Annotated in this window: 18 protein-coding genes and 1 tRNA gene; 14 read left to right on the top strand and 5 right to left on the bottom strand. The window is 70.2% G+C overall.

The window, feature by feature from the left end:
• Nucleotides 1–2 precede the first annotated feature (2 nt).
• The 11 genes from gsiD (at nt 3) to E1J61_RS23210 (ending at nt 10,903) form a co-directional block, all read left to right on the top strand.
• On the top strand, nt 3–917 hold the full coding sequence (gsiD, locus tag E1J61_RS23260; RefSeq protein WP_063237910.1) for a glutathione ABC transporter permease GsiD: 915 nt from the start codon (nt 3–5) through the stop codon (nt 915–917).
• Nucleotides 918–921: 4 nt separating this feature from the next.
• A complete protein-coding gene (locus E1J61_RS23255) occupies nt 922–1,980 on the top strand; it encodes a P1 family peptidase (RefSeq protein ID WP_133096347.1) in 1,059 nt (352 codons plus the stop codon).
• The gene (locus E1J61_RS23250) at nt 1,980–2,810 is read left to right on the top strand and encodes a M55 family metallopeptidase (RefSeq protein ID WP_133096346.1); all 831 of its coding nucleotides are present in this window, start codon (nt 1,980–1,982) and stop codon (nt 2,808–2,810) included. Before E1J61_RS23255 ends, E1J61_RS23250 begins: the two co-directional genes overlap by 1 nt.
• 91 nt (nt 2,811–2,901) lie before the next feature.
• Nucleotides 2,902–3,702 (top strand): hypothetical protein, encoded by an 801-nt coding sequence (locus E1J61_RS23245; protein WP_133096345.1) that lies wholly within the window; start codon nt 2,902–2,904, stop codon nt 3,700–3,702.
• Between the two features lie 65 nt (nt 3,703–3,767).
• The gene (locus tag E1J61_RS23240; protein ID WP_133096344.1) at nt 3,768–4,838 is read left to right on the top strand and encodes a M14 family metallopeptidase; all 1,071 of its coding nucleotides are present in this window, start codon (nt 3,768–3,770) and stop codon (nt 4,836–4,838) included.
• Between the two features lie 255 nt (nt 4,839–5,093).
• Nucleotides 5,094–5,720: a CDP-alcohol phosphatidyltransferase family protein gene (locus E1J61_RS23235; RefSeq protein WP_133096343.1), complete on the top strand. Its 627-nt coding sequence runs from the start codon at nt 5,094–5,096 to the stop codon at nt 5,718–5,720.
• Between the two features lie 4 nt (nt 5,721–5,724).
• The gene (locus E1J61_RS23230) at nt 5,725–7,494 is read left to right on the top strand and encodes a bifunctional alpha/beta hydrolase/class I SAM-dependent methyltransferase (protein WP_133096342.1); all 1,770 of its coding nucleotides are present in this window, start codon (nt 5,725–5,727) and stop codon (nt 7,492–7,494) included.
• Nucleotides 7,491–8,879, top strand: coding sequence for a phosphatase PAP2/dual specificity phosphatase family protein (locus tag E1J61_RS23225; protein ID WP_133096341.1), 1,389 nt, complete (start codon nt 7,491–7,493; stop codon nt 8,877–8,879). The genes E1J61_RS23230 and E1J61_RS23225 overlap by 4 nt, the downstream gene beginning before the upstream one ends.
• Nucleotides 8,869–9,300, top strand: a complete 432-nt coding sequence (locus E1J61_RS23220; RefSeq protein WP_133096340.1) for a hypothetical protein — start codon at nt 8,869–8,871, stop codon at nt 9,298–9,300. The genes E1J61_RS23225 and E1J61_RS23220 overlap by 11 nt, the downstream gene beginning before the upstream one ends.
• Nucleotides 9,301–9,308: 8 nt before the next feature.
• Nucleotides 9,309–9,935 carry a 1-acyl-sn-glycerol-3-phosphate acyltransferase gene (locus tag E1J61_RS23215; RefSeq protein ID WP_133096339.1) on the top strand — a complete coding sequence of 209 codons (627 nt, stop codon included), beginning with the start codon at nt 9,309–9,311 and terminating at the stop codon, nt 9,933–9,935.
• Between the two features lie 5 nt (nt 9,936–9,940).
• On the top strand, nt 9,941–10,903 hold the full coding sequence (locus E1J61_RS23210; RefSeq protein WP_133096338.1) for a phosphatidate cytidylyltransferase: 963 nt from the start codon (nt 9,941–9,943) through the stop codon (nt 10,901–10,903).
• Between the two features lie 9 nt (nt 10,904–10,912).
• Here the strand turns inward: E1J61_RS23210 and E1J61_RS23205 are convergent, their stop codons facing one another.
• On the bottom strand, nt 10,913–11,812 hold the full coding sequence (locus E1J61_RS23205) for a LysR family transcriptional regulator (RefSeq protein WP_133096337.1): 900 nt from the start codon (nt 11,810–11,812) through the stop codon (nt 10,913–10,915).
• Between the two features lie 225 nt (nt 11,813–12,037).
• On the opposite strand from E1J61_RS23205, the gene E1J61_RS23200 reads away from it, so the two are divergent.
• The 3 genes from E1J61_RS23200 to E1J61_RS23190 are packed head-to-tail and all read left to right on the top strand — an operon-like array spanning nt 12,038 to nt 15,217.
• Nucleotides 12,038–13,033, top strand: coding sequence for a tripartite tricarboxylate transporter substrate binding protein (locus E1J61_RS23200; protein ID WP_133096336.1), 996 nt, complete (start codon nt 12,038–12,040; stop codon nt 13,031–13,033).
• An 11-nt stretch (nt 13,034–13,044) separates the two neighbouring features.
• A complete protein-coding gene (locus E1J61_RS23195; protein ID WP_133096335.1) occupies nt 13,045–14,058 on the top strand; it encodes an NADPH:quinone oxidoreductase family protein in 1,014 nt (337 codons plus the stop codon).
• Between the two features lie 19 nt (nt 14,059–14,077).
• A complete protein-coding gene (locus tag E1J61_RS23190) occupies nt 14,078–15,217 on the top strand; it encodes a CaiB/BaiF CoA-transferase family protein (protein ID WP_133096334.1) in 1,140 nt (379 codons plus the stop codon).
• Between the two features lie 80 nt (nt 15,218–15,297).
• Here the strand turns inward: E1J61_RS23190 and E1J61_RS23185 are convergent.
• From E1J61_RS23185 to E1J61_RS23170, 4 genes are all read right to left on the bottom strand, one after another.
• A tRNA-Val gene (locus E1J61_RS23185) sits at nt 15,298–15,374 on the bottom strand.
• Nucleotides 15,375–15,481: 107 nt separating this feature from the next.
• A complete protein-coding gene (locus E1J61_RS23180) occupies nt 15,482–17,044 on the bottom strand; it encodes a class I adenylate-forming enzyme family protein (protein WP_133096333.1) in 1,563 nt (520 codons plus the stop codon).
• A 78-nt stretch (nt 17,045–17,122) separates the two neighbouring features.
• Complete coding sequence (locus tag E1J61_RS23175) at nt 17,123–18,130, bottom strand: tripartite tricarboxylate transporter substrate binding protein (RefSeq protein ID WP_133096332.1); 1,008 nt, start codon at nt 18,128–18,130, stop codon at nt 17,123–17,125.
• A gap of 210 nt (nt 18,131–18,340) precedes the next feature.
• Entirely contained in the window at nt 18,341–19,609 is a 1,269-nt protein-coding gene (locus E1J61_RS23170) for an MFS transporter (protein WP_133096331.1), read from the bottom strand.
• Between the last annotated feature and the right edge of the window lie 110 nt (nt 19,610–19,719).

Here is a 19,719-nt window from a genome sequence, read left to right as displayed (position 1 = left end):
GCATGACTGAGCTTTCCACGCCCGCCGCAAGCGAAGCGGCACCCGCAACGGCCCCGGTGCCGGAGGCCGTGCGCACGCCCTGGACCGAGTTCTGGCGCAAATTCCGCAAGCAGCACCTGGCGCTCGGCGCCGGCGTGTTCGTGCTGCTGCTGGTGCTGGTCGCCGTCCTGGCGCCGCATATCGTGCCGTACGACCCGGAGAATTTCTTCGACTACGACGCGCTCAACGCCGGCCCGTCGGCTGCGCACTGGATGGGCGTCGATTCGCTCGGGCGCGATATCTTCAGCCGCATCCTGGCCGGGGCGCGCATCTCGCTGGCCGCGGGTTTCCTGTCGGTGATCATCGGCGCGGTGATCGGCACCGTGCTGGGCCTGCTGGCCGGCTACTACGAGGGCTGGTGGGACCGCATCGTGATGCGGATCTCCGACGTGCTGTTCGCCTTCCCGGGCATCCTGCTGGCGATCGGCATCGTCGCCATCCTCGGCAACGGCATGACCAACGTGATCTTTGCCGTGGCGATCTTCAGCATCCCGGCGTTCGCGCGGCTGGTGCGCGGCAATACGCTGATGCTGAAGCGGCTGACTTACGTCGAGGCCGCACGCAGCATCGGCGCGTCGGACTGGACCATCCTGATGCGCCATATCCTGCCGGGCACGGTGTCGTCGATCGTGGTGTATTTCTCGATGCGGATCGGCACCTCGATCATCACCGCGGCCAGCCTGTCGTTCCTGGGGCTGGGCGCGCAGCCGCCCACGCCGGAGTGGGGCGCGATGCTGAACGAGGCCCGCGCGGACATGGTGACCGCGCCGCACGTGGCGATCTTCCCGAGCCTGGCGATCTTCCTGACCGTGCTCGCGTTCAACCTGCTTGGCGACGGCCTGCGCGACGCGCTGGATCCCAAGATCGACCGCCGCTAAAGCCATGCAGACATCGACGCAGGGCGTGCCGCGCATCGGCAATCTGCCGGCGGGACCGCACGACAGCATCGCCGACGTGCCGGGCGTGACCGTGGGCCACTGCACGCTGGCGCAGGATGCAGTGCAAACGGGCGTCACCGTGATCCGCCCGCATGGCGGCGATGTGTATCGCGACAAGGTGCCCGCTGCGGCTACCGTGCTGAACGGCTTCGGCAAGAGCGTGGGGCTGGTGCAGGTGGAAGAACTGGGCGTGCTGGAGACGCCGGTCGCGTTGACCAACACCTTCTCGGTCGGCGCCGTGGCGCAGGCGCAGATCCGCGCCGCCGTCGCCGCCAACCCGGAGGTCGGGCGCGCATGGCCGACCATCAATCCGCTGGTGTTCGAATGCAATGACGGCTACCTGAACGATATCCAGCGCATGGTGGTGGACGGCAGCCACTATGACGCGGCGCTGGCCGCTGCCGGCCAGGAGGTGGCGCAGGGTGCGATCGGCGCCGGGCGCGGCATGTCGTCGTTCGGCGTCAAGGGCGGCATCGGCACGGCCTCGCGCATGGTGTCGTGCGTCGCGTCGGGCTATTGCGTCGGCGCGCTGGTGCTGGCCAACTTCGGCACGCCGGAATCGCTGACGCTGGCGGGCAAGCTGCTCGGGCCGCAGCTGGTGCAGCGGCTGGCGCAGCCCGACGCTGGGGCACAGCCTGAAAAGGGCTCGATCATCATGGTCGTGGCCACCGACGCGCCGCTGGACGCGCGCCAGCTGCGCCGGCTGTCGCTGCGCGCGGGTGCGGGGCTGGCGCGCACGGGGTCGGTGTTCGGGCATGGCTCGGGTGATATCGCGCTGGCCTTCTCGACCGCCTATACCGTCCCGCACCAGGCGGACCGTGCGATGCCATCGGTCGCCATGCTCCACGAAACGCTGCTCGACCCGCTGTTCCGCGCCGCCGCGGACAGTGTCGAGCAGGCCATCGTCCATGCGCTCTGGCATGCGGCGACGGTGCAGGGCCGCGACGGCCATGCCCGCCGCGCCTTGCTGGAGGCCATGCCAGAACTGCGCCAGTCGGCCTGATGAAGATCCTGATTTCCACCGATATCGAAGGCGTCGCCGGCGTCTTCCACGCCGAGCAGACCCGCCCCGGCAACGGCGAGTACGAACGCGCCCGCGCCTGGATGACCGCCGAGGCCAATGCCGCCGTCGCCGGCGCCTTTGCCGGCGGCGCCACCGAAGTGCTGGTCAACGACTCGCATGGCGGCTTCCGCAACCTGCTGCCGGACCAGCTCGACCCGCGCGCGCGGCTGGTGCTCGGCAAGCCGCGCTACCTCGGCATGATGGCCGGCATCGAGGACGGCGCCGACGGCGTGCTGATGATCGGCTACCACGGCCGCGCGCAGAGCCGCGGCGTGCTGGCGCACACCATCAACAGCAGCGCCTTTGCCCGGGTCTGGCTCAACGGCATGGAACTGGGCGAGGCGGGACTCTACGGCGCGATGGCCGGGGAGCTGGGCGTGCCGGTGCTGATGGCCAGCGGCGACGATGTCTTCGTGCACGAGACCCGGCCGCTGATGCCGTGGGTGCGCTTTGCCGAGACCAAGCGCGCCGGCGGCTTCGGCAGCGGCACCACGCTGTCGCCGGCGGCGGCGCGCGAGGCGATCCAGGCGGCCGCGGCCGACGGCGTGCGCGCCGCGGCACGGGCGCAATGCCTGCGGCTCGACACGCCGGCCGACGCGCGGGTGAGTGCCCGGCTGCAGACCCTGACGCCGGCGCACGCCGACCTGTTTTGCCAGTGGCCGACGCTGGAGCGCCTGGACGGCGTGACCCTGGGCTTCCACGCCGATTCCGTGCAGGCCGCCGTGCGCATGCTCAACTGCCTGTCGGCGATGTCGTTCATGCTGAAGTAGCGCCTGCTCGGCAGCGGATCGTGCGGATCGCGCGGATCGGCGACAATAGCGGGTCCGCAGCCAACCCAGCCAACCGGCGCTACGCATTCGCATGACCCAGGCACACGACGGGGGCTGGATCCCCGTACGCAAGGACTTCGTCGACGTGGACACCCGCTGCCAGGCGCGCGGCAACAGCCGCCGGCACCACGGTTTCCCGCACGGGCAGGCCTATATCCTGCGCGACGCCGCCGGGCACGAGTACCCGTTCGGCGAGGACTGCGCCCGCGCCGCGGTGGCGCATCCCGGGTTGCTGCTGCAGGTGCCGGACTACACCGAGCGCGACGTGGTGCCCCGCACAGCCTTGCCCGATCCTGTCCCCGCCGGCGCCCGGCGCGGAGGGGGCGGACGGCGCAGCGCGGCGGAAACCGCGGCGTCCGAGCGCCTGGCCGCCATCCGCTACCTCGTGCTGCGCATGGAAAAAGTGGCCGCCGTGCCTCGCGTGCAGCCCACCGTGCGCTTTCCCGCGCTGGACCCCGTCTACGAGCAATACCTGCGCACCGGCGACGTGGCCACCGCGCAGGTGCGCCGGATCCTGGCAATCGAGCGTGCGCCCAGCACGCCGCCGCGGCTGCGCGCCACCAACCTGCTCGACGTCTATACCGCCCACGTCAAGCTGGAGCGCCTGATCGCCGCGTCCAACAGCGTCGACAACATCCGCTTCCTGCGCGGCCTGCACGACTGGCTGGCGCGCCACCTGGTGCTGACCGCCGGCCAGCTGGCCGCGGCAGGGATCGAGATGCATCCGCAGGCCTTCACCTCGCCCGGCATCTGGGGCGCGGGGACGGAAGCGGCCGGCCCGGCAGTCCCGGCACACTCGGCGCCGGCCGACCCGAACGGCTCGCTGTTCTAGCCACGGCTGGCAGAACCGGCGGAAAAGGCGTCTAATCTCCAGCATCGCCATCCGCCGGTGACGCCATGAGCCCTTTTTCGCGCAGCTACGCCGAAGCCCGCCAGAAATTCCTCGATGCCGCGCGCGCGGCCGGGGCCGACCTGGCGCAGTTCCCGCATCCGACCCGCCGCGGCAGCGCCGGCGAGGACCTGGCGATCGACGTGGCGCAGGTGGGCGCGCCCGGTGCGCGGCAGTGCCTGATGGTGACGTCCGGCACCCATGGCGCCGAGGGCTTCGCCGGCTCCGGCGCGCAGATTGCGATGCTGAACGACACCGCGCTGCTGGCCGATTGCGCCGCGGCCGGCACCAGCCTGCTGCTGGTCCATGCCATCAATCCCTACGGTTTCTCGCACCTGCGCCGGGTCAACGAAGACAACGTCGACCTGAACCGCAACTTCATGGATTTCTCGCAGCCGCTGCCGCACAACGGGCCCTATGCGGAGATCGCGCCGCTGCTGCTGCCGGCGCAATGGCCGCCGTCGGACGCCGACCAGGCGCAGCTGATGAAGACCGTCGCCGAGCGCGGCATGGCGTGGTACCAGGCCGCGCTGAGCGGCGGCCAGTACCAGGACCCGGACGGCATGTTCTTCGGCGGCACCAAGGCGACCTGGAGCAACTACACGCTGTGCCGCATCCTGGCGCGCTTCGGCGCCGGGCGCGGGGCGCTGCGCTGGATCGACGTGCACACCGGCCTGGGGCCGTGGGGCTACGGCGAGCCGATCCACATGGGCCCGGACACGCCCGAGTCGCTGACGCGCACGCGCGCGATCTGGGGCAGCCGGGTGACGTCGATCTATGATGGCTCGTCGACCTCGGCCAACCTGACCGGGCTGGCCTGGCATGCGGTGCCGCAGACGCTGCCGGGGATCGACTATGCCGGCATCGCGCTGGAGTTCGGCACGCTGCCGGTGGGCGAGGTGCTGGACGCGCTGCGCGGCGACCACTGGCTGCACCAGCACCCCGAGGCGGATGAGAACCAGCGCGCGCTGGTGCGCCGGGCGATGTGGCAGGCCTTCTACGGCGATGCCGACGACTGGCGCGACGGCGTGGTGGCGCAGGTGACCGACGCCGTGCGCAGCACGCTGGCCGCGGCTTGATCGTGGCTAGAGCGCGGCCGGATGGCACTCAGCCTGCGCATTCGAAATCCTTCACTACAGGGCGTAAGCCGCTTCTGGTAATGTCTCGGACTTGGCTGTAGAGTGCCGCCAAAGGCACCGCTGGCGGGTCGCGTCAGCGCGGGCCGGGCAGTCACGACGAAACGCCACAAGAAACGCCACAAGAACAAGACGGAAGGGGTTCCCGGCCTGCCAGCGGCGCCGCTTCCGGCATCAGCTCGGCGGGAGGCCGGCGCGATGACGCTCTACGAACTCAAGCCCAGGTTCCAGGCATGGCTGCGCCCGGTGGTGCAGGACCTGGCCGATCGCGGCGCCACTGCCAACCAGGTCACGGTCGCCGCGGCCGCCGGCTCTCTCGCGGTCGGCGTGCTGGCCGCCATCGGCATGCTGGTGAGCGAGAGCCCGGCGCTGTTCCTGCTGTTTCCCCTCTGGCTGTTCCTGCGCATGGCGCTCAATGCCATCGACGGCATGCTCGCGCGCGAGCACGGCCAGCAGAGCGCGCTCGGTGCCTACCTCAACGAACTCGGTGACATCGTCTCGGACCTGGCGCTGATCCTGCCGCTGGCGGCGCTGCCGGACTTCGGGCTGGCGCAGGTCGGCACCTTTGCGCTGCTGGCGGTGATGGTCGAGGCCGCCGGCCTGGTCGGCCCGCTTGCCGGCGCCAGCCGGCGCTACGACGGCCCGCTCGGCAAGAGCGACCGTGCCTTCGCGGTCGGGGCCATCGCGCTGTGGGCGGGGCTCGGCCTGGGTTTCGGCGGTGCCGCTTCGTGGCTGTGGCTCGCGCTGTCCTTGCTGTCGCTGTACACCATCACCAATCGCGTGCGCCGCGGCGTTGCCGAGGCGCGTGCCCGCACCGCAGGCTGAGCCCATGGACCGAGCCGCTATCCGCCAGCCGCAGGAGCGGCATTTCCAGACCCATGACGGCCAGGCGCTGTTCTACCGCCACTGGCCGGCGATGGAGGGCCCGGCGCGCGGCGCCGTGGTGCTGTTCCACCGCGGCCACGAGCATTCCGGCCGGGTCGCCCACCTGGCCGACGAGCTGAACCTGCCGGGCTACGACATCTTTGCCTGGGACGCGCGCGGCCACGGCCGCTCGCCAGGCGAGCGTGGCTACAGCCCAAGCCTGGCGGACTCGGTGCGCGACATCCAGACATTTACCCACCATATCGCCGAGGCGCACGGCATCCCGCTGGAGCGCACCGCGGTCATCGCGCAAAGCGTCGGTGCAGTGCTGGCCGCCACCTGGGTGCACGACTACGCGCCGCCGATCCGCGCGCTGGTGCTGGCCTCGCCGGCGTTCAAGGTCAAGCTGTACGTGCCGTTCGCGCGGCCGGGGCTGAAGCTGATGCACCGGCTGCGCGGCAGGTTCTTTGTCAACAGCTACGTCAAGGCGAAGTTCCTGACGCACGATCCCGAACGCATCGCCAGCTACGACACCGACCCGCTGATCACGCGGCCGATCGCGGTCAATATCCTGCTCGACCTGTACGAGACCGCCGAGCGCATCGTCGCCGATGCCGCCGCGATCACGGTGCCGACGCAGCTGCTGATCTCCGGCGCGGACTGGGTGGTGCACCGCGGGCCGCAGGACCGCTTCTACGAGCGGCTGGGCGCGCGCACCAAGGAACGCATCGTGCTGGACGGGTTCTTCCACGACACGCTGGGCGAGCGCGACCGCAAGCTGGCGGTGGACGCGGCGCGGCGATTTATCGTGCGCGAGTTCGACACGCCGTCGGCGCCGCGCTCGCTGCTCGATGCCGACCAGATCGGCCCGTTCCGGGAGGAGTCGGACCGGCTGGCGTCGGCGCCGGGCGGGCTGGCGGCGTGGTACTGGCGCGCGGCGCGCGCCAGCCTGAAGCTCGGCGGGATGCTGTCGGACGGCGTGCGGCTTGGGCACGAGACCGGTTTCGACTCGGGCTCGACGCTCGACTACGTTTACCGCAATACGCCGTCGGGACGCGGCCCACTGGGCCGGCTGGCCGACGAGCAATACCTCGGCGCCATCGGCTGGCGCGGGATCCGCCAGCGCAAGGTCCACGCCGAAGCGCTGATCGCCCAGGCTGTGCGGCGGCTGCATGCGGCCGGCATGCCGGTGCGCATGGTCGACATCGCCGCCGGGCACGGTCGCTATGTGCTGGAGGCGCTGGGCGCGCTGGACGGCGGTGCGGCCGCGGTGGAATCGATCCTGCTGCGCGACTACAGCCAGCTCAACGTCGACCAGGGCAGGGCGCTGGTCGCGGCCAAGGGACTGCAGGGAGTCGCCCGCTTCGAACAGGGCGATGCCTTCGACGGCGACGGCCTGGCCGCGCTGACGCCGGCACCGACGCTGGCCGTGGTATCGGGCCTGTACGAGCTGTTCCCGGAAAACGCGATGGTGCGCCGCTCGCTGGAAGGCCTGGCGCGCGCGTTGCCGCCGGGCGGCTATCTGGTCTACACCGGCCAGCCCTGGCATCCGCAGCTTGAATTCATCGCCCGCGCGCTGACCAGCCACCGCGGCGGCGCAGCGTGGGTGATGCGGCGCCGCTCGCAGGCCGAGATGGACGAACTGGTGCGCGCCGCCGGCTTCGACAAGGTGACCCAGCGTATCGACCCGTGGGGCATCTTCACCGTCAGCCTGGCGCGCAGGCGCGCAGCATGAGCACGCTGCCCGCTGGCGCGGCTGAGGCGGCTGCCGCGGCATCCCGCGGCGAACGTCCGTGGCGGCTGGCCTGCCTGCTGCTGGCGCTGGCCGGCGCGTTTTTCTTTTCCAGCTACGGCTTTGCCAACTGGCTTGCGAGCCAGCGCGCGCAGGTGCCGTCAGTCTATTTCGGCTGGGAGCGCGGCATCCCGTTCCTGCCGTGGACCATCATCCCGTATTGGTCGATCGATCTGCTGTACGGCATCTCCTTTTTCCTGTGGCGCACGCGCGCTGCGCTGGTCGTGCACGTCAGGCGGCTGGTGCTGGCGCAGCTGGTCTCGGTGGCGTGCTTTATCGCGTTCCCGCTGCGCTTCAGCTTCGAGCGGCCGCAGGCGGAGGGGCTGCCGGGGCAGCTGTTCGCGCTGCTGGGCGGCTTCGACCTGCCGTTCAACCAGGCGCCGTCGCTGCATATCAGCCTGCTGGTGATCCTGTGGGTCGCGTACGCGGCGCACCTGCGCGGCGGCTGGCGCTGGCTGCTCCATGGCTGGTTCGCGCTGATCGGCGTGTCGGTGCTGACCACGTGGCAGCACCACGTGATCGACGTGCCGACCGGGGCGCTGGCCGGCTGGTTGTGCGTTTACCTGTTCCCGATGCGGCTGCCGGGCGTTGCGATGGGAGTGCCCGATGCGCGCACGCGCCAGCTTTCGCGGCGCTATGGGATTGGCGCAGTCGTGGCACTGCTGTGCGCGGTGCTGGCGGTGGGAGCCTCCGTGACGCTGGCGTTCCTGCTGCTGTGGGCGGCGCTGGCGCTGGCCTGCGTTGCCCGCATCTACGCGCTGGCCGCGCCGGCCTGGTTCCAGAAGCATGCCGACGGCACGATGGCGCAGGCGGCATGCTGGGTGCTGGCGCCATACCTGCTCGGCGCGTTCCTGAATTCGCGCTGGTGGACGCGGCGCGCGCCGCAGGCCAGCCGCATCGCAGACGGCGTCTGGGTCGGCCGCTTCCCGACCGATGCCGAACTGCGCGCACTGGGCGCTGACGCCGTGCTGGACCCGAGCGCCGAACTGCCGCGCGCCGCAACCGAGCCGGGGCTGGCCTATCGCTGCGTGCCGGTGCTGGACCTGACCGTGCCGACCGCGCAGCAACTGGAGCAGGCCGTGGCGCAACTCGACGCGTGGCACGCGCAAGCGCGCCGGATACTGGTGAGCTGTGCGCTGGGCTATTCGCGCAGCGCGCTGGTGGCGGCTGCATGGATGGCGCGCCGGCAGGGACTGCGCGGCGCCCCGGCGGCACTGGCCGCATTACGTGCACACCGACCCGCGGTGGTGCTGGGGCGCGAGCACGCCGAGGCGCTGCAGGCGTGGCTCGACCAATATCCGACCGCGGAGGCTGCCGATGGCCACTGACGCCGCACACAGTGGTTCCTCCGAGGCCTGGATCGCGCACGCCGTCACCGGCGCGCTGTCCGGTGCGCTATGGATCGGCGTGGCCGGACTGGCCTTCGCGCTGGCTTCCGCCTGGCTGTCTGCCGGCCCCGCACTGTCTGCACTGCCGTTGCTGGTGGCACCGGCCCAGCTCTGGCTGCTGCTGCGCGTGGCGATCGACCGGCGCCTGTTCGATGCGCTGGCCGCTTCGGCCGACCGCGAGGGCCAGGCGGACCTGGCCGGACTCGACGGCGCGCTGACCGGACTGGGCTGGATCACACCCGGCCGCACTGGCCGTTCGCTGCCCGAACGCGCGCGCGGCGCGATGCGGCTGGTGAGCGCCAGCGTGGCACTGGCCGCAGTCCAGCTGTGCCTGTCCCTGCTGATCTTGCTGCTGAGGTAAACAACACCATGTGGATCGCCCGCGCCACCGCGCGCGCCATCATCGCTTTCGCCCGCCTGCTGACCGGCATGCGCGCCAACTGGCAGGGCTGCTTTCCCGCCGCGGTGCAACGCGTGTACTTTGCCAACCACAGCAGCCATGGCGACTTCGTGCTGATCTGGGGCTGCCTGCCGCCCGACCTGCGCGCCGGCACGCGGCCCGTGGCCGGCGCCGACTATTGGGACTGTTCGCCGCTGCGGCGCTTTATCGGCCGCGACGTATTCCGCGCGCTGCTGATCGACCGCACGCACAGTGATCCCGGCAGCGATCCGGTGGCACTGATGCGCGGCGCACTGGAAGGCGGCGATTCGCTGATCCTGTTCCCCGAGGGCACGCGCAATACCACCGATGCACGGCTGCTGCCGTTCAAGAGCGGCATCTACCACCTGGCGCGCGCGTGCCCGGCGGTGGAGTTCGTGCCGGTCTGGATCGACAACCTCAACCGCGTGATGCCCAAGGGCGAAGTGGTGCCGGTGCCGCTGCTGTGCACCGTGACTTTCGGCCAGCCGCTGCTGGTGGCCGACGGCGAGGACAAGGAGAGCTTCCTGTCCCGCTGCCGCGACGGCCTGCTCGCGCTAGCCCCCGAACTGGACTGATGACCATGCCGACCACGCCAACGTTGCATTGGAGCCATGAAACCTGGCTGCTGTTCGGCGGCCTGTTTGCGGTGCTGCTGCTCGCCTCCACCGTGACCGCGCTGCTGCGCTGGCGCGTGGCCGGCGGCGGGCAGCACGCGGTGATCGACAACCTCGCGCAGCGCGTCAATGCCTGGTGGTGGATGATCGGCATCATGGGCGTGGCCTTCGCGCTGGGCCGCACCGCGGTGATCGTGCTGTTCTTCCTGCTGTCGTTCTTCGCGCTGCGCGAGTTCGTCACCATCACCACCACGCGCCGCGGCGACCATCGCGCCATCGCCGCCGCCTTCTTCGTGTTCCTGCCGCTGCAGTACGTGCTGGTCTACACCGGCTGGTACGGCATGTTCTCGATCCTGATCCCGGTCTATGCCTTCCTGTTCCTGCCGATCCTGGCGGCGCTGTCGTCCGAGACCACGCGCTTCCTGGAGCGCTGCGCCGGGGTGCAGTGGGCGGTGATGATCTGCGTGTTCTGCATCTCGCACGTGCCGGCGCTGCTGACGCTGCCGATCCCGGGCTTCGAGGGCCGCAACCTGCTGCTGATCGCCTTCCTGGTGATCGTGGTGCAGGGCAGCGACGTGCTGCAGTACGTGTGGGGCAAGCTGTGCGGCAAGCGCAAGATCGCGCCGCTGCTGTCGCCGTCAAAGACGGTGGAAGGGTTTGTCGGCGGCGTGGCCAGCGCCACCGCACTGGGCGCGGCGCTGTGGTGGATCACGCCGTTCACGCCGTGGCAGGCCGGGCTGATCGCGCTGGCGATCGCGCTGATGGGGTTCCTGGGCGGGCTGGTGATGTCGGCGATCAAGCGCGACCGCGGCATCAAGGACTGGGGCCACATGATCCAGGGCCACGGCGGCATGCTCGACCGGCTCGACTCGGTGGTGTTCGCCGCGCCGGTGTTCTTCCATATCACCCGCTACTGGTGGGTGCCCTGAGCCGCGCCTTCAGATCTCCATTTCCTCGCACCACTTGACCACCGCGTCGCGGAAGTCCTGGCAGATCGGCGACAGGTAGCCGCCGGCGCGCCACAGCACCGCCAGTTCATGCTGCCACGACATGCCCGGCCCGGCGATCGCCTGCAATCCCTGTCCCTCGGCCTGCTTCAGGATGCGCGGCGGCATGATGCCGAGCAGGTCCGAGTGCCGCAGCAACTCGCCGAACGCGACCGGCGAGGCCGTGCTTTCCACCGCGACGCGCGGCGGCGGCAGGCCCACCGAGGTGAATCGTTCTTCCAGCCACTGGCGCAGGTACAGCGAACTGGCCGGCACGGCCCAGCGCTCTTCGGTCAGGTCGGCCAGCGTACGGAAGCTGTCGCGGCGCGGATGCGCCGCGCGGCAGACGATCTGCATGGTCAGCGGCCCCAGTGGCAGCCAGTCGATGTCCTCAGGCACGCTGGCCGGGCGCGCGGCCAGGATCAGGTCCGCGTCACCGTTCTGCAGCACCGCCATCAGGCGCGCGCTCAGGTGTGTCTCGATCGAGAACACCGCCAGCGGGCGGCTGACGAAGAACTGCGCCAGCAGCGGCGACAGCAGCGACGGCACCAGGTACGGGATGGCGCCGAGCCGCACGGTGCCGGCGCGCGCCAGGCGTTGCTCGGCCAGTTCGTTGCGCAGGTCGGTCGCCGCCAGCGAAATCTTGCGCGCATGGGCCAGCAGCGTCTTGCCGACGCTGGTCGGCACCAGCCCGCGCGGAGTGCGCTCGAACAGCGGCATGCCGGCCTCGGCCTCCAGCCGCGCCAGCGTCTTGGACAGGCCGGACTGGGTCATGCCGAGCGTGTCGGCCGCGCGATGCAGGTTGCCGTGTTCGCTGACTACCAGGAAGGCTTCTAGATCCTCGAATCGCATGGGATAGGTGCCGGCCTGGCAGCGTGCGGAGAGTGCCGGCCATTGTAGCGCGGCGAGGGGGCCGCGCCGCGGCATTGACGCACTGCGCCATGCCTGGCAGGACTCGAACTGTGCCGCGCAGGAATCGATCGTGCCGCGCTGGTGCCCTAGACTGCGCTGGCATCCCTCGCATCGCCAGCGGCTGGCGGGCATCACAGAAGGGAGCCAGGACAGGAGACACCGACCATGCCGACTCTTCGCTCGCGGCTGCGCGCCGCCATGCCCGCCATCGTGCTGGCCACGTTCTCAGTCTCTGCGCACGCGGCCGATGCACCCGATGCCGATCCCTATCCGTCGCGGCCGCTGACCATCGTCGTGCCGTCCGTGGCCGGCAATGTGAACGATGCCGTGGCGCGGCTGATTGGCCAGGAGCTGACCAGGACCTGGGGCCAGCCGGTCATCGTCGACAACAAGCCGGGCGCGGGCACCACCACCGGCACCAGGCACGTCGCGCGCGCCGCGAAGGACGGCTATACCGCGCTGCTGACCTTCACCGCGCACGTGCAGAACCCGTCGCTGTACCCGCGCATCGGCTATGACCCGATCACCGATTTCACGCCGGTCAGCGAGGTCGCGATCTCGTCGACCATCCTCGCCGTGTCGCCGGATTTCCCGGCGCGCACGCTGCCGGAGCTGGTGGCGCTGGTCAAGGCCAATCCCAACAAGTACCCGTACGGCTCGTACGGTGCCGGCACCACTGGCCATATCCTGGGCGAACTGTTCAAGCGCGAGGCCGGGCTGCAGATGGATCACGTGGCCTACAAGGGCGGTGTGCCGCTGGTCACGGACCTGGCCGCCGGGCATGTGAAGATCGGCTTTGTGCCGGTGGGCACGGCGATGGCGCTGCTGCAGGGCGGCAAGCTGATCCCGGTGGCGATGGCGGGTGCGGAGCATTCGGCGCTGCTGCCCGGGGTGCCGACCTTCCGCGAGGCGGGCTACAAGGGCTTCGAGCCGGATGCGTGGATGGGCCTGCTGTTCCCGGCGGGCGTGCCGAAGGCGCGGGTCGAGGCGCTGTCGCGCGAAGTGGCGCGCATCGTGCGCATGCCGGAGATCGCAAAGAAAATGCAGGACCTGAACCTGGTGCCGGTCGGCGGCACGCCGGAAGCCTTTGCCACGGTGCTGAAGAGCGACCGCGACAAATGGAGCCGCATCATCCGCGATGTCGGCATTACGCTGGAATGACAGGACTGACGATGCAAGAGGACGATTACCTGGGGCTGGTCTGCTCGCGCTGGTGCCACTGGAGCGAACTCGAACTGCAGCGCATCCCGCGCCGGCCGCTCGGGCGGGGGCAGGTGCGCATCCGCGTGCGGCATGCGGGCGTCGGGTTTGCGCTGAGCCTGTTCGTGTCGGGCAAGTACCAGCGCAAGCCGCCGCTGCCGTTCACGCCGGGCACCGAGGCGGCGGGCGAGATCCTGGAGGTGGCGCCGGACGTGACGCGGCTGCGCGTGGGCCAGCGCGTGGCGGCGGCGCTGGACTGGGGCGGCTTTGCCGAAGAAGTGGTGACGACTGCCGACACGGTCTATCCGGTGCCGGACGGGCTTGAACTGGCGCACGCCGCGGCGTTGCCGGTCACCTACGGCACAGTGTGGGCCGCGCTGGCGTGGCGCGCCGCGTTGCACCCCGGCGAGACCATGCTGGTGCACGGCGCCAGCGGCGCGCTCGGCACGGCTGCCGTGCAGGTGGGCAAGCTGATGGGCGCGCGCGTGATTGCCACCGCCAGCACCGATGCCAAGCGCGAGGCGGCACTGGCCAACGGCGCGGCGCACGCGCTGCCTGCCGATGCGGCCACGCTGGCGGCCTCGGTCAAGGCGCTGTGCCCGGCGGGCGGGGCCGACGTGGTGTTCGATCCGGTCGGCGGCGACCTGTTCGATGCCTCGCTGCGCTGCGCGGCACCGGGCGCGCGGCTGCTGTCGATCGGCTATGCCAGCGGCCGCATCCCGGAAGTGCCTGCGAACCTGCTGCTGGTCAAGAACCTGTCGATGATCGGCTTCAACTACGGCTACTACATCGGCTGGGGACTGACCGACGAGCGCCAGCGCTTCGCGCCGCGCGTGCAGCAGGTGGTCGAACAGATCATGCAGGCGGTGGCGAGCGGCAAGCTGGCGCCGCCGGTGCTGCAGCACTTCCCGCTGCGCGACTGGCTGGCGGCGGTCGACACCACGATGTCGCGCCGCGCCATCGGCAAGGTCATGCTGGATATCTGAAACGCGGAGGAAGGACCAGATGCAATCCGAACAAGACGCCGCGCTGCTCGACGGCCTGACGGTGCTCGACCTGAGCCAGGGGATCGCCGGGCCGTATTGCGGGCTGGTGCTGCGCCAGCAGGGCGCGCGCGTGATCAAGGTGGAACCGCCGGGCGGCGACTGGTCGCGCAATATGGGCCGCATCCGCGCCGGCCAGACCGCGATCGCGGTCGCGTGCAATGCCGGCAAGGAAAGCGTGCTGCTGGATGCGCGCACCGACAGCGGCCGCGCCGCCATCGCACGGCTGGCCGCACGTGCCGACGTGGTGATCCAGAACTTCCGCCCCGGCGTGGCCGAGCGCATGGGCGTGGGCTACGAGGCGCTGGCGGCGCGCAACCCGGCGCTGGTCTATGTGTCGATCACCGGCTACGGCCATGCCGGCCCGATGGCGGCGCTGCCCGCGGTCGATACCACCGTGCAGGCGGTCAGCGGACTGATGCACCTGAACCGCGACGGCGCGGGCCAGCCGCGCCGTATCCCGTTCTTCCTGATCGATCTCAGCACCGGGCTCTATGCCGCCCAGCATGCCTGCGCGGCATTGTTCAGGGCCGCGCGCCATGGCAAGGGGCGCCATGTGAAGCTGTCGCTGCTGGAGACCAGCGCTGCGCTTCAGTCGTACCTGCTGGTGGACGATGCCATGTTTCCCGACGCGGAAATGGCCGCGGCCAATGCGCCGACGGGATTGTTCGCCGCAACGGACGGCATGCTCTATATCAGCATGCTCAACGACGCGATGTTCGTGCGGCTGGCACGCCTGCTGGGCTTTGACGACTGGCTCGGCGATGCCGCGCTGCGCACCAGTGCCGGCCGGTTGCCGCGCGCGGCGGAACTGAACCGGCGCGTGGCGCAGGCGGTGGCCGCGCAGCCGCTCGCGCACTGGGAAGCGCAGCTGACCGAGCATGACGTGCTGTTCGGCCGCGTCAGCCACGCCAGCGATTTCCTGGGGGGCGAGCAATGCCGGCAGGCAGGGGTCTTCGGCCGCCTGGCGCTAGAGGGGATTGGCGAGGTGCCCTGGGCCAACCTGCCGGGGATGGCAGGCATGGTGCGGCCCGAGGGCAATGCGCCCACGCTGGGGCAGCACACCGAAGCGGTGCTGGCGGAGTTCGGCATCAGCGCCTGACCCTCAGCGACTGACATTGCCGCGCGGAAAAAGAAAAACGGACGGTGCGCGATTGCGTACCGTCCGTTTCCTTTGTGCGTTGGTAGGCTCGATTGGACTCGAACCAACGACCCCCACCATGTCAAGGTGGTGCTCTAACCAGCTGAGCTACGAGCCTAGCGAAGCCGCAGATTATAGGTATGCCTCCGCGATTGCGCAAGCACCTTCGCAAACTTTCTGCGATTGTGCTGCGCGCACCGCGTCAGCATGCTTTGCATCGAGAGCTCAGGCCTGCGTCAGCCGGTCGCGCAATTCGCGCTTGAGCACCTTGCCGATGGCACTGCGCGGCAGGCTGTCGACCACGTGCAGTTCGGCCAGCCGCTGGGTCTTGCCCAGCCGCTCGTTGGCCCAGGCCAGCACGTCCTGCGCCGTGGCGCCGCTGCCCGCGCGCAGCGCGACGAAGCCCACCGGCGTCTCGCCCCAGCGCTCCGACGGCACGCCGACCACCGACACCTCGGCGACCGCCGGGTGCTCGCGCACCACCGCCTCGATATCGCTGGGATAGATATTGAAGCCGCCCGAGATGATCATGTCCTTCTTGCGGTCGAGCAGCACCAGGAAGCCGTCTTCATCGAAGCGGCCGATATCGCCGGTGCGGATAAAACGATTGCCCTGCGCATCGTGCCATTCGGTCTCGGCGGTCTTTTCCGGCTGGTTGTGGTAGCCGTTCATCATCGCCGGCGAACGGCCGACCACCTCGCCGGTGCTGCCCGGCGGCAGCTCGCGGCCTTCGTCGTCGATGATGCGGATGTCGGCGTTCGGCGCAGGGCGGCCCACCGTGTGCAGCTTGTCGGGGAACTGGTGCGCGTGCAGCAGGCAGCTGCCGCCGCCTTCGGTCATGCCGTACAGCTCGGTCAGCCCGCCGGGCCAGCGGCGCAGCACCTCGGCCTTCAGCGCCGGGCTGAACGGCGCGCTGGTGCAGAACTTCTGCCGGAAGGACGACAGGTCGTGGCGGTCGAAGTCCGGATGCGCCAGCAGGCGCTGGTACTGCACCGGCACCAGCATGGTGTGCGTGACGCGGTGCTGCTGCGCCAGCGCCAGGTACTTGCCCGCATCGAACTTGGCCATCAGGATCGCCGTGCCGCCCAGGCCGATGGTCGGGAAGAAGCTGGCCAGCGTGGTGTTGGAGTACAGCGGCGTCGACAGCAGCGTGACCGCGTCGGTGCCGTAGCCCGTGGCCGCGCCGCGCGACACGTGCGCCCAGCGCATGCCGTGCGACTGCACGATGCCCTTGGGCTTGCCGGTGGTGCCGGACGAATAGATGATGTTCAGCGGCATTTCCGCGCGGATCTCGGGCTCCTGCACCGGCGTGCCGGCGGGGGCGAGCCAGTCCGCATACGGCTGGCCGCCATCGCTGCCATCGAGCGTGACGAGGGGCGTGCCCGCCAGTTGCGCGCGTACCGGCTGCAACGCGGCAGCGACCGCGGCATCGGTGAAGAGGATGCGCGCGCCGGAGTCCGCGACCATGCCGGCCAGGCTCTCCGCCGTGGACGATGGCGCCAGCGGTGCCACCACCACGCCCGCGCGCACCGCGCCGAGATAGACCGCGGCGTATTCGATCGACGAGTTCGCGCAGATCGCGATGGCCTCGCCCGGGCGCACGTTGTCGCGCGCCAGCGCCGCAGCGATGCGGTCCATGGCGGCGTCCAGCCCGGCATAGTCGAGCACGCGCCCGTCATGCATCAGCGCGCGCTGCGTGGGGCGTTCGGTGGCATGCTCGCGCACGAGCACGGACATGGTGGTGAAGGGGCGGGCAAGCGGTGCGGGCTGGGTGGTCGTCTGGGTCATGTCGGCAAGGTCATGTCGGCAAGTTCATGTCGCAAGAACGGAGCGGGCGCCGGCATCGCGGCGCCCGCCGGGAAGCGGTTACTGTATCTGCGCGCCGGAGTCCTTTACCACTTTGCTCCAGCGGTTGATCTCGGCATCGATATGCGTGCGCAGCGCCGCCGGCGTGGAGCCGACCGGTTCATAGCCATTGGTTGCCAGCGAGGCCTTCAGTTCGGGCTGGCGCAGCACGGTGGCGATCTCGGTGCTGAGGCGGTCGACCACCGGCTGCGGCGTGCCGGCCGGCGCCAGTACCGCATACCAGCCGGTGATGCCGATGCCCGGCACGCCGGCTTCGGCCAGCGTCGGCACGTCGGGCGCGACCGCGGCGCGCTGGCTGCCGGTCACCGCCAGCGCGCGCAGCTTGCCGCTCTTCACGTGCGGCAGCGTGGTGGAGATGCTGTCGAAGGTCAGCTGGACCTCGCCCGACAGCATCGCCGTCACCACCTGGGCGCTGCCCTTGTACGGGACATGGGTCATCTTGATGCCCGCGACGGAATCGAACAACTCGCCCGCCAGGTGCCCGGTGTTGCCGTTGCCGGCCGAAGCAAAGGTCAGCTTCCCGGGGTTGGCCCTGGCCTCCGCGATCAGCTCCTGCACGTTGTTCGCGCGCAGCGACGAGCTGCCGGCCAGGATCATCGGCAGGTTGGCCACCAGCGACACCGGCGCGAAGTCCTTGCGGGTGTCGTACGGCAGCTTGGGATAGAGGCTGGCATTGATGGCATGCGCGGCCAGGACCATGATCAGCGTGTACCCGTCCGGCTTGGCGCGCGCCAGCGCCTGCGTGGCGATGGTGCCGCCGGCGCCGGGCCGGTAGTCGAGCACCACCGGCTGGCCCAGCTTTTCCTGCAGCCTGGCGGCCACCGGGCGCGCCAGCAGGTCGGCGCTGCCGCCGGGCGGGTAGGGGATCAGCAGCTGGATCGGTCGCGCGGGCCAGGTCTCGGCGCCGGCGGTGAACGGCACGGCCAGCGAGCCGGCGGCCAGCATGCCGGCCAGGCCTTGCACGAGCCATGCACGGCGGCCCCGGACGGGGCGCAGGGATGATGCCATCGATGTGTCTCCTTGTTGTAGCGGCCGCGGGCGCGGCCGCCGTCCCATGTTGCGGGCTGGGACGCCGGTGTCACAAACGGTAAAGCGGGATGCGCGGCAGCGGAATTCTTAAATTGATAAGTCTGGCTTTTTGCGGGCGAAGCCCGGGGCGATCGTCCTGGTGATCCGCACGCCGCGCGGCTGCATCAAGGACGCCGTCCGACATGGCGCTCAGTTGGTCGGATGCGGCGGACTGAAGAAATACGGGATCAGCGACACCGCGACCAGCACCGCCGCGGACACAAAGATCGCCGCATAAGTCGATGCCACCGGCCATTGCCGCACATGCCCCGCATTGGCGATCAGCCCGAACGCCCACGATGTCAGCGCCGAGCCGAGGAACACGAAGGTATTGAGCAGCCCCAGCCCGCGCCCGCGCTGCGATGGCGGGATCAGGCCGCGGCCCTGCGCCATTACCAGCGGATGCAGCATGCCAATGGTCGACAGCAGCGCCATCATCGCCACGGCGTAGCCGATGCCGGTGTCCGGCCACAGCGCCAGCAGGATCGCCCCCGACATGGCAAAGCAGGACCAGCCGGCGATGGCGGTCTTGAGCGTGCTGCGGCGGACCAGCACCGGCAGCAGGAATGCCGTCAGGAAGCCGGCCAGGCTCAGCAGCGTCAGCGCCACGCCGCGCGGTGCCGAGCCCAGGCCGAATACCTCGGCCAGGTAGGGCCCGCTCCAGGCATTGCGGAAGGCGGTGCCGGCGGCCATGGCCACGCACAGCGGGATCAGCGTCCACAGCGGCGCCAGTTTCAGCAGCTGCGTGCTTTCCGACAGCATCGCCGGCCACGAGGCGCCGCGGGCCTCGGCATGGCCATGGTCGCGCACGAAGCGCCACACGCCATAGCAGGCTGCCACCATGCCCAGCGCCGATACCGCCATCGACGGCCGCCAGCCGATCAGCGAGATGGCCCAGCCCAGCGGCGCGGTCGCGCACAGCGAGCCGATCATGCCGGTGGCGTTGGAGCGGCTGACCACGCGGGTGTAATCGCGCTCCGAGAGCTGTTCCGAGGCGAAATGCAGCAGGCCCATGAACACGGGCGCGCACGCCAGCCCCAGCCCCACCTGCGCCAGCGTGGCTGCGGTGCCGTTGGGCGCCAGCACGAATACGATCGACGACAGCGCGCCCACGGCCAGCAGCAGCGCGGTCGGGCGGCCGACACCGTAGCGGTCGAACGCAATGCCCACGGGGATCTGCGCCACGGCGAAGGCCAGGAAGAACGACGAAGAGAGTGCGCCGTACCCCGCCGGCGACATGCCGAAATCGTGCTGCAGCTCCGGCGCCATCACTGCCAGGCAGGAGCGGAAAAACTGGCTGAGCGCGAACGCGAAGGTCAGGATGGCAATGCCGCGCACGGCGTGCGTGGTTGCGGCCCGGGCGGGCAGGGCGTTGGCACCGGGTGGGGACCCGGGGAGGGGGGAGTTGCTGGCGGTCACGGCGTCAGTGGCGCAATATCTGCAGCGAGTGTAGAGCCTGCGCGCGTTGCCTGATCAACGGGTGGCCGGTGTTCGCCCAGATTGCGCGGGTGTTCCGTGCCGATTGTGTG

It is taken from the genome of Cupriavidus sp. L7L (assembly GCF_004353535.1).
GTDB lineage: Bacteria > Pseudomonadota > Gammaproteobacteria > Burkholderiales > Burkholderiaceae > Cupriavidus > Cupriavidus oxalaticus_A.
Note: the sequence above shows the minus strand (reverse complement) of the source record. Positions and strands in the feature narration are given on the sequence as shown.

Coding starts and splice junctions, on each gene's coding strand:
- gsiD (WP_063237910.1), top strand. CDS start 3: ATGACTGAGCTTTCCACGCCCGCCGCAAGCGAAGCGGCACCCGCAACG.
- E1J61_RS23255 (WP_133096347.1), top strand. CDS start 922: ATGCAGACATCGACGCAGGGCGTGCCGCGCATCGGCAATCTGCCGGCG.
- E1J61_RS23250 (WP_133096346.1), top strand. CDS start 1,980: ATGAAGATCCTGATTTCCACCGATATCGAAGGCGTCGCCGGCGTCTTC.
- E1J61_RS23245 (WP_133096345.1), top strand. CDS start 2,902: ATGACCCAGGCACACGACGGGGGCTGGATCCCCGTACGCAAGGACTTC.
- E1J61_RS23240 (WP_133096344.1), top strand. CDS start 3,768: ATGAGCCCTTTTTCGCGCAGCTACGCCGAAGCCCGCCAGAAATTCCTC.
- E1J61_RS23235 (WP_133096343.1), top strand. CDS start 5,094: ATGACGCTCTACGAACTCAAGCCCAGGTTCCAGGCATGGCTGCGCCCG.
- E1J61_RS23230 (WP_133096342.1), top strand. CDS start 5,725: ATGGACCGAGCCGCTATCCGCCAGCCGCAGGAGCGGCATTTCCAGACC.
- E1J61_RS23225 (WP_133096341.1), top strand. CDS start 7,491: ATGAGCACGCTGCCCGCTGGCGCGGCTGAGGCGGCTGCCGCGGCATCC.
- E1J61_RS23220 (WP_133096340.1), top strand. CDS start 8,869: ATGGCCACTGACGCCGCACACAGTGGTTCCTCCGAGGCCTGGATCGCG.
- E1J61_RS23215 (WP_133096339.1), top strand. CDS start 9,309: ATGTGGATCGCCCGCGCCACCGCGCGCGCCATCATCGCTTTCGCCCGC.
- E1J61_RS23210 (WP_133096338.1), top strand. CDS start 9,941: ATGCCGACCACGCCAACGTTGCATTGGAGCCATGAAACCTGGCTGCTG.
- E1J61_RS23205 (WP_133096337.1), bottom strand. CDS start 11,812: ATGCGATTCGAGGATCTAGAAGCCTTCCTGGTAGTCAGCGAACACGGC.
- E1J61_RS23200 (WP_133096336.1), top strand. CDS start 12,038: ATGCCGACTCTTCGCTCGCGGCTGCGCGCCGCCATGCCCGCCATCGTG.
- E1J61_RS23195 (WP_133096335.1), top strand. CDS start 13,045: ATGCAAGAGGACGATTACCTGGGGCTGGTCTGCTCGCGCTGGTGCCAC.
- E1J61_RS23190 (WP_133096334.1), top strand. CDS start 14,078: ATGCAATCCGAACAAGACGCCGCGCTGCTCGACGGCCTGACGGTGCTC.
- E1J61_RS23180 (WP_133096333.1), bottom strand. CDS start 17,044: ATGACCCAGACGACCACCCAGCCCGCACCGCTTGCCCGCCCCTTCACC.
- E1J61_RS23175 (WP_133096332.1), bottom strand. CDS start 18,130: ATGGCATCATCCCTGCGCCCCGTCCGGGGCCGCCGTGCATGGCTCGTG.